Genomic DNA, 13,497 nt, shown 5'->3' on the forward strand with positions numbered 1-13,497 from the left:
TCTGTCACTTTTTTTCATTTCCTGTGAGTGGAATCACGATTCAGAGACAGTGACTTCGGGCCTAGGCCTCCCTTTCAGGTCGCGTCGAAGCCGAGACGGGCAGAACCATAGGTGGAAATTCCCCCAGGGAGTGCGGGAAAACCTATCCAAAACATTAAAGATCACGGTGCAATGTCCGATAGGAAAAGAACAGGCACCGGTTTTGGTCATTCCGAGCGGGCGCCAACTGAAGCGGCGTCGGGTTCCGGCGCGAAGGGAGCTTATTACATGAAACTCTTCGGCAATTCCTGCAAGACGCAGGTCGACGATCAGGCTGCGGAAATCGCGAAGCTCACACAGATGCTCGACAACGTCGACAACATCGTCATGCTCTGCGACACCACCAACGACAACAACATCTTCTACATGAACCGGCAGGCGCGGGCCCTCATGCAGCAGCACCGCACGGCTCTGAACGCGGGGTTACGCGGGGCCGACGTGGCCAACGCGGAAGGGAAGAGCATCCACCAGTACCACAAGGACCCGGGGCGCATCCGCAACATCTTCGCCAACGCCCGCGCCAAGATGCCGCACAAGGCGGAGATCCCCATCGGGGATGTGACGCTGCGCACCACTACCTATCCCATCTGGGACAGCAAGGACCCCTCGAAGGTGCTCTGTTTCATGGCGTGCTGGAACGACATCACCGCGGAGAAGGCGGTGGAGCAGCACCAGCGCGATTCCATAGAGCGCAAGGAGTACCTGGAAAACCGGGTTACCCAGATCGCCACCGCCATGGAAGAGATGAGCATGACGGTGAACGAGGTGGCGCGCAGCACGGTCGACGCCGCCGATTCGGCCACCAAAGTGCTGACTAACGCACGGGAGGGGCAGGACGTGGTGAATCGTGCCGTCACCGAGATGCGCAAGGTGGCTGAGATCGTACGGAGTTCGGCGGGGATCGTGGGAAACCTGGGGGACAAGTCGGCGCGCATCGGCGAGTTCGTCGCGGTGATCAACGACATCGCGGACCAGACGAACCTCCTTGCGTTGAATGCAGCCATCGAGGCGGCACGCGCCGGCGAACAGGGGCGCGGCTTCGCGGTGGTGGCCGACGAGGTGCGCAGTCTGGCCGACCGCACCGTGGCCTCGACGAAGCAGATCCGGCTCATGGTCGACGAGATACAGAAGGAGACCGCCCTGGCGGTCGATTCGATCGAGAAGGGTAAGAACGAGGCGGAGGTAAGCGAGGCGCTCTCGCACCAGGTGGACGCCTCGCTGACGAACATCGTGCTCTCCATAGAGGAGATCGAACACGTTATCGCGCAGATCGCCACGGCGAGCGAGGAGCAGGCGGCAACCTCCACCACCATCGCCAGCAACCTCGAGGAGATCGTGCGCGGCTAGAACCCACTCCCGCCTCTAACCTCCTTGAGACGGGCTTGGGGAACCCCCGCCGGACCCGGTATCCGGCGGGGGTTCTTTGTCTTTTACTCGCCCCCTTGGTAGAAACAGCAGCCTTCAGCCCCACGAAGTGCCGCACATGACCTCGCGCTCCCCCCTTCGCAAAGGGGGGGACGTGCGGCCTACTGCTCCTCTTAATGGGATCGGTCGCCCTGTATACCCGAAATTTCCTGATGAACCTTCGCAAAGGGGGAACCTGCCCCACGTAGCCTTGGCGAATGGGGGAACGTAAGGGCCTTATCTCTACCGCTGGGCGTCGCGCAAAAGGGTTAGGAGGCGCTCCAGGTCTGCCGGTTCGAGGGGGACCGGGCGCATCGGGGTGAAGGGACGCTCCCGCCTCGGGTTTTCGAGCCACTTTTTCAGCGACCGCTCCTCCCATGCTGCTCCATTTGGGGCCGTCTTCGGGTAGTAACGGGTGAAAAGCCCGGAAAGGTTCGGCGCCACGCTGCCGCGCCCCAGCCCCCCATGGGTCGCGGTGAGGGCACGGTGGCAGGGTCCGCACCGCTTGCCGAAGATGTCCTCCTCTTCCCGCTCCCGCTTGAAATGCACCACCTGGGGCGGCTCTCCCCTCTTTTCTCCATTTACCCCCGCCCGGCGCGCTCCCGCGAGTATCGCACTCACCAACGCCGCTCTTTGCGCCTCGTCGAACTGGAACTGCGGCATCATGAGCGCCGGCACCCTGATCGCCTCGGAGATCTCCTGCGCCGTGGTCCCTTCCGGAAGCCGGTCCAGGTTGCCGGCCAGGCGGTTCCCGTCTCCCGCCGAGGTATGACAGCGACGGCAGGCGAAGGTGTCCATGAGCCGGCGCCCCTTTTCCAGCGGCGCGGACCCCGGCACGGCAAACCAGGCGAAGCGTCCCTGAATCAGACCGTGGTGCGCGATGCGCGCGCGATCGGATCGGGGGTCGCCACGGTGACAGTCGACGCATTTACCGAGCTTCTGGTAGTGGGGACGATGGCACTTGAGACAGGAGATCCCCGCACCCTGGGCAGCACCGCACAGGCACAGAAGCAGTGCGAGCGTGATCAGAAGGGGGCGACGAACTGCCAATTGGCACCTCGGAAGTACATGGCGACTGCGGTAAGTGCGAGAACGGCGGCAAAGACGGTAAGGGCGAGGAGATCGAGGGCGCGCCGCTTTCTCGCAAACCAGGAGGCTCCCTCGGTCGGGGCACCGGGGACGAGCCAGGGAAGGGCAACGAAGGAGGCGGCGAGGAGCACGACGAGGTAGATCAGGTATTTCGAGTAGCTGACCAGTTCCTGAATCCAGAGGAGAAACCATGCGGACTTCACCGGATTCGGAACCCGGGCGAGGTTCGCCTGCTCCTGGAGGGGAGCCGGTACCAGAAAGGCGAGCGCCAGGAGCAGCAGGACGGTGAGCGCGAAGGCTGCCTTGACCGGCCTGAAAAAATGCGGTGATGACTTTAGGTAGCCTCGTTTCATAGGTAGGGGAGCACCCCCTTGTTTTTCCTGATCCGGTAGAAGTGCAGGGCACTCAAAAGGAAGAGCGCGCCCGGGATCATGAGGATGTGCAGCACGTAAAAGCGCAAAAGCGACATGGCCTCACCCACCCCGTCGGGCACGAGCACCGAGCGGAGCGCGCCCCCAAGCGGCATGATGTGCAAAAGCTCCATGCCGGTCTGCGTGGCCCAGAGGGCTAGTTGGTCCATCGGGAGGAGGTACCCGGTGTACCCCTCGAACACCGCCAGGAAAAAGAGCGCGCAACCGATCACCCAGTTCATCTGGCGCGGCTTTTCGTAGGCACCGGTCAACACGACGCGCAGCGTGTGCAGCATGATGAGCACCAAAAAGGTGTGGCTCGCAAGGCGGTGCAGGCTCCTGAGGTAGCGCCCCCCCCACACGGACGACTCCAAAAGGAGAATGGACGGGTAGGCCGCGGGGGGCGTCGGCTGGTAATAGAACAGAAGAAGCCCTCCCGAGGCGACCAGTAGGACGAGGCAGGTGAAGGCGAGCCCTCCCAGGCAAAAGGTGTAGGAAAGGGTCAGGTTCCTCTCGAGCACCGCACGCGGGAATAGATGTTTGATGAAATCCTTGATCACGTGTAGCTGCTCCAATTCCGTGATTTTACTCCGCTGCTCACTTGGATGCCGTGGCTACCTCGGCTAAATCCCCCCTGCCCCCCCTTCGCAAAGGGGGGAACGTAAGGGCCTCATTGTTTGGAGACTGTTCGCCTCTACACCTTTACGTGGTAGCTGTCTCCCACTTGCGTCACCTCGTAGCGTTTGAGCGCCCGATCGGCGGGGCCTTTCAGCACCCTCCCCTCCCGGTCGAAGGCCGAGCCGTGGCAGGGACAGACGAGTCCGGTGGGAGTCACGTTCACCGTGCACCCGAGATGGGTGCAGACGAGGTCCAGGGCGTAGACCCTCCCGCCGTCGCGCATCAGAGCGATACGTGCCTCGCGGAAAACGAGCGCTCCGTCCTGCGGCAGCTCTTCCCGCGTCACGGTGAGGATGGTCTGCTTGCGCTTTACCCGCGGCGTGAGGAACCTGGAAAGGCCCCATCCCCCGACGGCGAGCGCGATCAGGGCGCCGAGGAAGTTTCGACGTGATTGACGAGGCTCTGCCATTTCTCCAGGTATCCCCTTTGGTACGCGGTCGTCTTCCTGCTCATCTCCCGGTAGCGCGCCTGCGGGTAGAAAGCGCCGTTTGCCACCTCTTGTCCCGTCGCATCCCAGAAGGAGGGAAGGGTCATCCCCTCGGCGGCCGGACGGTAGATCCGCTCCTCCTCGCGCTCGAGCACGAAACGGCGCGGGTTGTCGTGGCACCCCTCGCACATGACGCTCCCGCGCCGCACGGTGTGCGGGAAGAACGCCTTCCACTGCGCCGCGAGGAGGCGGTTTTCATCCCAGATGGCCCGGTCGTGTCGGATATCGGTGAAGTACGCGATGAACTGCGGCCGGATCGGGCTCACCCTCCCCTGCCGGTTCAGACCGAGCGGCGGCGCGTCCTGCCTTCTCAGGTAGGTGCTCTTCACGTACTCCTCGGCGGCCTGGTCCCGGCGCACCCGGTACCGCTCTTTCGACGGGCTGTCGCTGTCGAAGCGCAGGTAAAAGGTGCCGTACTCCTGGGGCGACCAGGCGGAGTGGCAGGCGTAACACTCCATCTTCTCCAGGTGGGCCGCGATGCGGTGCTCCGGGATGTTTCGCTTCGGCTCGTGGCACTCCCGGCATCCCTTGGCGCTCTTTTTACCCGCGGCGAGGCTCGCCATGGTGTGACAGGCGGCGCAGGCAAGCCCCGCCTCGGCGTGCACGTCCGGGGTCATCTTCAGGTACGCCTCGCCGTAGGCCACCTCGCCGCGCTGGTAGCGCATGCTGTCCTCGCGCGGCGCCATGCCGTAGTAGTCGGTCCCGACGAAGTACCCTTTGTGGCAGGTAAAGCAGTCGCGGTCCTTCGGTTTCGCGATCTCGTGCCCCTTGGCGCCGTGGCAGTCGGTACACCCTTTCAGGTGGCAGGCGTTGCAGTTCTTGGCGAAGAAGTCGGGGTCGGCTTTGCCCCAGCTCCGGGCGACGAAGTCGCGCTCCCCCTTGCGGCTCCCCATGGCCTTGCCGAAGAGCGCCGCGTATCCCTTGTGGCAGCCGACGCAGCCGGCGGCACCGCTCTCGCGGGAGGCGGGGTCGGCAAGGGTCTTAGCCTCGTCCAGATGACAGGATAGGCAGGGAAGACCGCGGTGCGCCCCCTTCACCGTCTTCTTGTGGCAGACGGTGCAGTTCTCGGCAGCGAGCGCGGGGAGCGCGCTAAGGAGCAGAGAGAAGGCGACGATGCAGCGCATCATGAAGCGCACCATGGTCCAGCTCCTTTTTATAGATGGGATCGGCCGCCTTGTCGTGACAGACGAGGCAGAGGTTCACCGCCAGGGCGCGCCGCACCTCGACGCCGTTCAAGGGGCGGGAGCGCTCACGGGTGATCGCCGAGTAGGCGCGCACCTTGCCGTCCTGCAGGGTGAGAAAGCCGTCCAGCGGCTTGTCCGCCGACTGCTCGCAGATCATGGTCCCCTCGATGCTGCGGCCGGAGACGACGTGCTGGCCGAAACCGAGGAAGGCGGGGTTGCCGTGGCACTCGCCGCACCGTATCGCTTTCTTGCCGGTGTTGTGGGAGTAAAAGGGGGCGAAGCGGAGCTGCTGCTTCCCCTTGAAGCGCGCCACGTACTCGTTTTTCGAGACGCTGCCGTCCGGCTCCACCACAGAGACGAAGGTCTGGCACCCCGGCGTCACCGTCGAGATCTTGCCGCGCTGGTTCAGGGCGAGCGGGAAGGGGTAAAGCATCCGGTAGTCCTCCTTCTCGCTGAAGCGCCCCTGGGTTTCAACCCCCTTCACGAAGTCCATGGCGGTGCCGGACCTGTCGTAGGTCGTGTGGCAGCCGTAGCACTGGACCACGGTGCGGGAGTGGCACGAGTAGCACTCAAGCCGCCCGTGCCCTACGACGGTATGCTCCGGCGTTCCGGTGACGACCCGGCTTTTGAACAGCTTGCCGCTGCGCTTGCCCAGCACCCATACCGCACCGTCGCGGTAGAAGACGTTCGAGTAGCTCCTCCCCTTCGCGGTGACGATCATCTTCATCCCGGGGCGCATCGGCATCCGGTACCCGGCGGACTCGCGCAGCGCCTCGTCGTGCTCGGAGACGATCTCCCTGTAACGCGGCGGTTTCGCCCCGCCGTGGCAGTCCTCGCAGGCGATCTCGGTCTGCAGGTACATGTTGCGGTAGGAGTAGCCGTCCCCCATCAGATCGCGCGAGGTGTGGCAGTCGATGCAGTCCATCCCCGCCGTAAAATGCACGTCCTGTGCGATGTGGGTCAGGTTCCTGTTGCCGCTCGCCATGACCGGGCCGGGGCGCCCTCCCCTGGTAGGCACGAGCGAATTGTTGCCGTCGTTCAGCCCCTGGTAGGAATAGGCGATGCGACCGCTTCGGTTGTGGCAGCGCGAGCAGACCTCGTTGCCGGGCAGCCGCTCCATGGCGTGGCTCGCCGCGTAAGGTCCCCTACCCCGCACCGTGGCGTCCTTCCCTTCGTACTGCGCCCGCTCGTTGTACGGGAAGTGGCAGGCGGCGCATCCCGAGGCGTGGCTTGCACCGTAGACGTCGCCGCTCTCGCGTGCCACGTGGCACTGGGAGCAGAACTTCCGGTAGAGCTCGCCCGATACGTGGTTAAGCTCGGCGACCGGCTTCAAGCGCTGCGCCTTTCCTTCCGGGTCGTAGACCTCGCCGCCGCGGCTGCTGAAGAGTTCCCCGTCCGGTCCTTCCCAGGTGAGGTTTATGTTCCGGATCATCCCGGTCGTGGTGTACATGAGGTTCGACTTGACCCGGTCGAGCTGGTAGAGGTGGCAGGAGCCGCAGGTCCCGTCCCAGTGCTCGGGTGCTGAGGGGTTGCTCCGCCCGTGCATGCCGCGGTGCGCCGCCTCCTTCTCCCGGGCGAGCGGGTCGCCGCCGTGACACGGGACGCAATCGGGGTGCGCGGCAGAGACATGCTCGATCTTCGCGTGGCAGGAGAGGCAGTTCTCCCGTTGCGTCCCCTTTCCGGCGCAGCCGGCGGCGGTAAGAACGAGGAACGCAAGGAGCAGTTTGCCGAACCTCCCCCCTCCCGACCTCCCCCCGGAGGGGGGAGTCCGATATTTTCCGCTCTCTGTCACCTTCATGTCGCCCGCTGTTTCTTTCCCTGGAGTCCCGCGCATTATAGTCAACTAGGCCCGGTTCTCCAAAACCTTTCATGAGGCCAAGGATAAAAAAAAGCCGGCATCGCGGGGATGCCGGCAATCACAACCAGGATCTTTTTTAACCCCCTGCCCTATTTGCCGCTCTGGCTGATGCTCACCCTCTTGGTGAACTCCTTCCAGACGAAGGGATCGCTGTTCGGGGTGCCGAACGGGAGGTAGGTAAGTTTCACTTCGATATCGAGGTCGTAGGCCGAAGGCTTCTCGACCGTCTTGCCGTTCACTTCAACCTCTTCGAGCGGATAGAAGATTTCGAAACGCTCCTTCACGAGCTTGCCCGGCGGCAGGCCGGTGTCCTCGATGAGACCGCTCTTCTCGTAGGGGCCGCGCCCCATCCTGTCGCCGCGGGCCAACTGCTGCGGGACCGGCATGTAGATCTTTTCCTGATTGAACACTTCCTTGCCGTCTTTCGTCTTTCCGATTACCGACAGAACCAGTCGGTTGGGGGTCGGTCAGCCGTCGGGTATGGAATGGCCGGCCTTGTTCACCATCTCGACCTTGACCACGGCCCTCGGCCTGATCTTCGCGCCGTCGCGCCAGTAGTAGCCGAACGCCTCGGCCTTGAACTCGACCGCCTTCTCGGTCATGGCCGCGTCACGATAGGACTGGATGTTATGCCCGAGCTTGGAGTTCTTCATGTGGCAGTCCTGGCAGTTTTCCTGCCCTACCTCGGCCTTGTAGGCCCAGAGGTAGCTGCCGTACGAGGTGCAGCACTGGGTCGGCTCGTCGAGTTCGAGGTTCGGCCCGAGACCGTGGCACTGCCCGCACTGGATCGCCTCCTTCATGATCGGCGAAACGGCCATCTTGGGGAACTTCTGCGAGTCGTGCGCCCCTTCCTTGGAGCCGTACACCACACCGGCCTTGGGATAGCCGTCCTGCCATTTATGGGTGATGGCGTTACGGTTGTGGCAGATAAGACAGTTGATGGAGACGCTTTTCAGCTTTTCCTCCATCTTCTTGGCGGTCTCCTTGTCCTTCTTCTTGAGGGCGTCCTTCCAGCCGTAGAGGGTATCGACCAGTTCCTGCGCCACCGAGTCCTCGGCGTCGGCAAGCTGCGGGAGGTGGCACTTCGCGCACCCCATCAGGTGCTCGACCTTGACGTCCTTCCTGCTTTTCACCCCGGAATAGGGCTCCTCCATCAGGCCGTTCTCGATAGTGGTCATTATGGTCATCGCCGTGCGCCCGGTACCGAAGACGGAGCGCGAGTGAATTGATTTCTGAGCCTGGTCATGCTGCTCCTGGTGGCACTCAACGCAGGAGCTCGAGTCGTACATCTTGGCCAGCTCGGCCATGGTCTTAGCCTTGCCCGATTTGGCAACAATGGTGTCCTGCCAGCCGATACCCGCCTTCCCCGCGAACGCCGGCACCGCCAGCACCCCGAGGAGCAGGGCAGCCGCCAGGCTTCCTTGCACTGTCAGTTTTTTCATGGGTTCCTCTTCTCGTTACGGTTGACGATACAGGCGGGCGCCCCGCGCAGGCGGGACGCCCTTTGCAAATCAGCAGCCCTGCAGTTCATCCCCTTCGCACTCGGTGAGGGAGATGGGGGAGTCGACCTTGATCTTCTCCGCCTTGGCCTTGCCGAACTTCAGGGTCACTTCGTTCCCCTGCACGGCGACAACCTTGGGGCTGCCGCCAAGGGCGGACACCATGCCCCCCTTTTTCACGAAGGCGGGTGCCGCGGCTTCCAGGGTCACCGTCACCTGCTCCCCTTCCACCTTGGTTACCTTCCCTTTGGCGGGACCGGCCGCGAAGGCCGTCGCCGCGAGGGCGATCGTCATCACGGCGGCAGCCGCGATCTTCATAGCTTTACGAAACATCTTCATCCTCCTTTGTCATGCCGGCTTTGCTGCTTATGCAGCCAGGCTGCGTCTTGTCAGGCCGTCGAAAAGCCTCCCCCCGGAGGGGGGAGGTTGGGAGGGGGGGAAACTCGCAAGCCCCTCCCTGTCCCTCCCCCTCCGGGGGCGGGGACGCCTCGACGACTCAAACGATCGGTACCACCTGTCATCACCTCTCCCGGAGGGAGAAGGGATGACAGGCTGTGGTTTGCGGGGTTAGAAGATGACCTGCAGCTGGGTCACGTAGGTCATGAAGTCTTCCGTCTTGTCGGTCGAGGTCCCGGTCCCCTTGTTGAAGGAGGTGGAGTTCGCCTCGAAGGTGAGCTTCAGGTTCTGGTCGCGCAGGTAGTAGTTCACACCGCCGCCGTACCAGTCGATTTTCTGGTCGTAGATGCCGTTCAGGTTGGCGAAGCGCCATTTCTCGTAACGCACGAAGAACTGCAGCGGCATGTTGGGAAGCATGTAGCCCCCCTTGAAGTAGTAGCCGTTCTTCTGGCCGTTGATCCCGATCACGTCCGCGTCCGGGTTGTCCCCGAGGTACGCGTCGTCCAGATCGATCTTCTCGTAAGCGCCGGAAGCGGTGAAGGTGCCGACCCCTTCCACCGGGTACTCGAAGAAGCCGTCAAAGGTGTACGCCTTGTAGTCCTTCGCGTCGGTTTTGAGAACGGTGTTGCCGTAGGCGACGTCGGGCTCGAACTGGTAGGCGGCGCCGATGGTGGCGACTTTCTTCTTGCCGAGGTAGGTTCCCTTGTAGCCGTAGTCGTTCTCAGGATCGAGCAGCGTCACGTGGGCGCGTGCCGAGTAGCGGAACTTGGAGCCGGGCGTAGTGTCGCCGGAGAGGGCCTTGCGTCCTTCCATGGCGTCCAGGCGGTACTGGAACATGTCGTTGAAGAGGTTGCCCCAGACCGCGACACCGGTGTCGCGGGTCGTGGTGAAGGGGGCGCGGATGAAGAGCGAGCGGTCCAGGGTGAGCGGCATCTCGCACGCCTCGAGGTTCTCACGGGAGAGGTTGTACTTGAACTTACCGACGTTCACGCGGAAGGCGTTGTCCAGCTTGAAGCGCACCACCGCATCCAGGAGCTGGAAGTTCGATCCCTGGTTCTCGGCGGCGACGTCCAGCGGCGTCAGGTTCTGGTCGTCGGTGTACTCGGTCTGCACGTAGATCGACATCATGTCGCCGTACTTGCCCATGAGGGCGAGACGGTTGCGGCGGAAGTTGAAGTTGGCCGTGGTGTCATCGTTGTTGTCGCCCGAGCCGGTGTCACGGAAGGTCATCTGGAACTGTCCCTTGTAGTCCAGTTGCAGCGCCCCTTCGTCGTTAGGACCAAACGTCATTCGCGGGCCGGCGAAAGCGGTGCCGGCCATCAGTACGGTACCCAGGGTCAAAACAGAGAGGGTCGGTATTTTGAGCATTTTCAGCATAAGTTCACTCCTTTTGTTGTAGGTCAGCCCCCGCAAGGGCGCGAAGCGTCTCCAGCCTAGCAACCGCCGCCACCAGCGGAACCGCCGCCGCTCGTGCCGCTGACTGCGCTGCGATACGCCTTGTCTTCCTTCTCGATCTGGTTGCCGTCAGCGAAGGAAGGTTCGACACCGTAGACGCGCGATGCGTAGTTGACGATGGTGCGCTGGGCGAGGTTGGTTGCGCTGACCGTACGGCTCACGTTCCAGGTGAGGTTGTCCATGAGCGAGGTGGTGTCCCAGATGGAGCCGACCGCAAGTTTGCCGCCTGCGTTGACCGTGGCGCCGGTCGTGTCCACCGCGGTGTGGTCGGAACTTGCCAGGAGGTTCCACTGCCCGAGGGAGCCGTCGTACCATTTGACGTCCACGTTCGGGTCATCGTAGTAGGCGATGCCGTCGAGCGCGAAGAAGCCGACCGAGGCGTAGTTGCCGGCGCGGCAGAAGGAGATGAAGGTCTTGGTGGCGTTACGTGTGGTGTCACCCATGGCGGTGGTGCCGTCGGTGCCGAGGGCCGCGCTCAGGTCGGCCTTGATGGTGGCGGCGTCCTTGAAGTAGAGGGTCGAAGCCGGCGAGGTCATGCTGGTGGCCACGTAGGAGTACGACCCCTTGATGGCGCCGTCGAAGGGGGTGTAACCGGTTGCAAGCAGGTCGGTGGTCGAGGAGATATTGGAGGCGCCGCGCACGGTGTCCACCAGGGTCACCTTGGCGGTGTTGCCCGCTACGATCCCATTCACATAGGCGATCATCTCAGGAAGCGATACGCGCATGTCCGTGTTGACGTTGCTGACACCGTTTTGTGCCACGCCGTAGGTAGACTTTTTGATGGTCGGGGCAACGGTTGTCAGGTCGTAGGCGGCGTCCCAGGCTGCGTTGCCGCCGTTCAGCACCTTGAGGCGGGTTTTCGGGAAGCCCCAGTAGCGGAAGGTCGTGTAGGCACGCGCCACGTTGACAAACCCGGCAGGGTTCGCGCTGGTAAGGACGATGGTCGTGTTCTGGTCGATGCCCGCGTTCTGGACGATGCCGTCGATGGTTGCGCCGTTGCAGACCATGCTGCCGGTGACGCTGAAGGGACCTTCAGGGCGCGTGTTGTCCATGAAGGCGGCGGAGCCGCCGGAAATCAGCTGCGCTCCCGGGATGTGCCCGACCGTGTTGTACTTGTTCGAGCCGTCGGTCTCATTTGCGTTTACGTCGAGGATGACCACGCGGTCGTATCCCCCCGACTTGTTGACCAGACCGGCATCCATCCAGCCTTTCAGCTCGCCCGCGGTGATGAGCGCGCTCGTAGTCTTAGTCGTCACCGCCTTCTCGGCCGGGGTATCGTAGGTGGTCGACCCGCAGCCCCAGATGGTGAGGACCGTGAGGGCAATGCTCAGCAGCCCTACAAGCATCAGTTTGCTTTTCTTCATCATCTTTTCCGACATACAACCTCCTTTGGCTGGTTAGTTTGCGACGCAACAAGGCTTAGCTACTACTAATCCTCCTTTCCGAATAGTTAACCCGGACATATGTTTCTACGGTTGAAATTAAAATATTTTCTTGGATTGTCAAGAATGTGACTTCTTGAGCTGGAGGTCCACTGAGATTGGAACGCGAGGAGGTTCAAACTCTGAGAGAGATGTAGCAACATCTGTGTGAAGCTTCGTATTCGCATGATACTTATAGGTTTTTCCTTCATACAATATTTTGACGCGCTGGACCGCTGCAATGAGTTCCCTTTCGGACACTGGGGTGAACTACTCAAGTGAAAGATACTCATAGCGTCATGCGCAACACGCATGGTAATTAACATCCGCCAATGCAACTCGTTTCGAAGTACAGCCACTGCGTCACTCCAGGAACAGCTCAAAGCCGGAACCTATGATTTTTAAATCATATATTTGCGCTAATACATTTCGTAGTTGCAATGTATAAATGTTTTTTGCAATATGCACAAACGACATATTCTCACACAGCCTATGCGTTTTTCGCATAGCACACGTATGCGAGCCTTACATGGATTTCGTCACTCTAAAAACCCTCATCGTGTCAGTTGAGTGCGGCAGCTTTTCCAAAGCGGCCGAGATTCTCTGTGTGACGCAGTCAGCGGTATCGAGAAGGATCAAGCTCCTCGAGGACCACTATGAGCAGTTACTCCTGGACCGCACCGGAATGTCCCTGCGCCCCACGGCGGCGGGGCAGTTGCTCCTCGACAGAGCCCGTCAGGTCCTTAAGATCGAACAGGACTTCATGCACGACCTCGAGGTCCTTGCCAGCAAGCGGAAGATATCCTTCTGCTGCACGCCCCCCTTCGGCATGTCGTACCTTCCCGACGTCTTCACCCGTTTCATGTCCCGCAACTCCGGCACTAGCGATCTGAGCTTCGTGTTCGACATGCCTGAGGGTGCCCTCAAAGGGCTGACGGGAAACGTCTACGATCTGGTGCTGATCGAATTCTGCGAGGACCTGAACCTCGATGACTTCGACACCTACGTTCTTCCGGATGACGAGATGGTTTTCGTGAGCGCCCCCGGATTCGGCATAGAGGACAAGGTGGTGGGGATTGAGAGGATATTGAGCGAACGGCTTTACTGCAAGAAGAGCGGCTGCTGCGCACGCCGCTTCCTGGAAAAGAGCATGACCGACCTCGGCAGGGATGCCGGTGAATTCAACAATACGATATTTTTCGACGATATCCCATTCATCATCAGGGCGGTCATGTCGGGAGAGGGGATCACTTTCATCTCGCGCAGCCTGGTGGCCGAGCACCTCGCCAACGGCTCACTCATCAGCCACCACGTCGAAGGATTCGCCACATCGCGCCCACGACGCCTGGTATTGCAGAAGAACAAGAACCTCGACCCGTCCATGTTCGACCTGATCGCGGGGATCTTCCTCAGGTTCTCGATCACCCCTCCAGCGTCGCTCGTCTCCCGCTAGATTCCACAAGCCCGGGGGCTTCGCCGCCTCCTCTTCACTTCCGCGTCCTTTTCCGGTTCTCCCCCTCTTTTGGCCGGAGGGGATGGGTGAACTTCGCGAGGCTAAATCCCCCCCAAAAGCACAT

At 61.8% G+C, this 13,497-nt stretch carries 12 protein-coding genes; 2 read left to right on the plus strand and 10 right to left on the minus strand.

Features of this window, described 5'->3' with window-relative positions:
• The first annotated feature begins 267 nt into the window (after window positions 1-267).
• Window positions 268-1,386: a methyl-accepting chemotaxis protein gene (locus tag D6Z24_RS02860; RefSeq protein WP_129125025.1), complete on the plus strand. Its 1,119-nt coding sequence runs from the start codon at window positions 268-270 to the stop codon at window positions 1,384-1,386.
• A 300-nt stretch (window positions 1,387-1,686) separates the two neighbouring features.
• Here the strand turns inward: D6Z24_RS02860 and extS are convergent, their stop codons facing one another.
• From extS to extH, 10 genes are all read right to left on the minus strand, one after another.
• Window positions 1,687-2,493, minus strand: a complete 807-nt coding sequence (extS, locus tag D6Z24_RS02865) for a selenite/tellurite reduction operon c-type cytochrome lipoprotein ExtS (RefSeq protein ID WP_129125026.1) — start codon at window positions 2,491-2,493, stop codon at window positions 1,687-1,689.
• Entirely contained in the window at window positions 2,469-2,885 is a 417-nt protein-coding gene (gene extQ, locus D6Z24_RS02870) for a selenite/tellurite reduction operon b-type cytochrome membrane protein ExtQ (RefSeq protein WP_129125027.1), read from the minus strand. Before extQ ends, extS begins: the two co-directional genes overlap by 25 nt.
• Window positions 2,882-3,502, minus strand: coding sequence for a cytochrome b N-terminal domain-containing protein (locus tag D6Z24_RS02875; RefSeq protein WP_129125028.1), 621 nt, complete (start codon window positions 3,500-3,502; stop codon window positions 2,882-2,884). The genes extQ and D6Z24_RS02875 overlap by 4 nt, the downstream gene beginning before the upstream one ends.
• Window positions 3,503-3,636: 134 nt before the next feature.
• Window positions 3,637-4,029, minus strand: coding sequence for a QcrA and Rieske domain-containing protein (locus D6Z24_RS02880; RefSeq protein WP_129125029.1), 393 nt, complete (start codon window positions 4,027-4,029; stop codon window positions 3,637-3,639).
• On the minus strand, window positions 3,984-5,243 hold the full coding sequence (extO, locus tag D6Z24_RS02885; RefSeq protein WP_129125413.1) for a selenite/tellurite reduction operon b-type cytochrome iron-sulfur cluster-binding subunit ExtO: 1,260 nt from the start codon (window positions 5,241-5,243) through the stop codon (window positions 3,984-3,986). The genes D6Z24_RS02880 and extO overlap by 46 nt, the downstream gene beginning before the upstream one ends.
• Entirely contained in the window at window positions 5,197-7,089 is a 1,893-nt protein-coding gene (extM, locus tag D6Z24_RS02890; RefSeq protein WP_246014545.1) for a selenite/tellurite reduction operon c-type cytochrome ExtM, read from the minus strand. The genes extO and extM overlap by 47 nt, the downstream gene beginning before the upstream one ends.
• A 149-nt stretch (window positions 7,090-7,238) precedes the next feature.
• Window positions 7,239-8,591, minus strand: coding sequence for a multiheme c-type cytochrome (seleno)protein ExtKL (extKL, locus tag D6Z24_RS02900; protein WP_281275007.1), 1,353 nt, complete (start codon window positions 8,589-8,591; stop codon window positions 7,239-7,241).
• Between the two features lie 69 nt (window positions 8,592-8,660).
• Entirely contained in the window at window positions 8,661-8,981 is a 321-nt protein-coding gene (gene extJ / locus D6Z24_RS02905) for a selenite/tellurite reduction operon protein ExtJ (RefSeq protein WP_129125031.1), read from the minus strand.
• Window positions 8,982-9,215: 234 nt separating this feature from the next.
• Window positions 9,216-10,421, minus strand: a complete 1,206-nt coding sequence (gene extI / locus D6Z24_RS02910) for a selenite/tellurite reduction operon porin ExtI (RefSeq protein WP_129125032.1) — start codon at window positions 10,419-10,421, stop codon at window positions 9,216-9,218.
• Window positions 10,422-10,477: 56 nt separating this feature from the next.
• Window positions 10,478-11,878 carry a selenite/tellurite reduction operon rhodanese-like protein ExtH gene (gene extH / locus D6Z24_RS02915; RefSeq protein WP_129125033.1) on the minus strand — a complete coding sequence of 467 codons (1,401 nt, stop codon included), beginning with the start codon at window positions 11,876-11,878 and terminating at the stop codon, window positions 10,478-10,480.
• A 571-nt stretch (window positions 11,879-12,449) separates the two neighbouring features.
• On the opposite strand from extH, the gene D6Z24_RS02920 reads away from it, so the two are divergent.
• Window positions 12,450-13,373: a LysR family transcriptional regulator gene (locus D6Z24_RS02920; protein WP_129125034.1), complete on the plus strand. Its 924-nt coding sequence runs from the start codon at window positions 12,450-12,452 to the stop codon at window positions 13,371-13,373.
• The last annotated feature ends 124 nt before the right edge of the window (window positions 13,374-13,497 follow it).

The sequence above is a fragment of the Geomonas oryzae genome, from assembly GCF_004117875.1.
Taxonomy (GTDB): Bacteria; Desulfobacterota; Desulfuromonadia; order Geobacterales; family Geobacteraceae; genus Geomonas; species Geomonas oryzae.

Excerpts from the sequence above, each read along its gene's own strand:
- D6Z24_RS02860 (WP_129125025.1), top strand. The coding sequence starts at position 268 with ATGAAACTCTTCGGCAATTCCTGCAAGACGCAGGTCGACGATCAGGCT.
- extQ (WP_129125027.1), bottom strand. The coding sequence starts at position 2,885 with ATGAAACGAGGCTACCTAAAGTCATCACCGCATTTTTTCAGGCCGGTC.
- D6Z24_RS02880 (WP_129125029.1), bottom strand. The coding sequence starts at position 4,029 with ATGGCAGAGCCTCGTCAATCACGTCGAAACTTCCTCGGCGCCCTGATC.
- extM (WP_246014545.1), bottom strand. The coding sequence starts at position 7,089 with ATGAAGGTGACAGAGAGCGGAAAATATCGGACTCCCCCCTCCGGGGGG.
- extJ (WP_129125031.1), bottom strand. The coding sequence starts at position 8,981 with ATGTTTCGTAAAGCTATGAAGATCGCGGCTGCCGCCGTGATGACGATC.
- extI (WP_129125032.1), bottom strand. The coding sequence starts at position 10,421 with ATGCTGAAAATGCTCAAAATACCGACCCTCTCTGTTTTGACCCTGGGT.
- extH (WP_129125033.1), bottom strand. The coding sequence starts at position 11,878 with ATGTCGGAAAAGATGATGAAGAAAAGCAAACTGATGCTTGTAGGGCTG.
- D6Z24_RS02920 (WP_129125034.1), top strand. The coding sequence starts at position 12,450 with ATGGATTTCGTCACTCTAAAAACCCTCATCGTGTCAGTTGAGTGCGGC.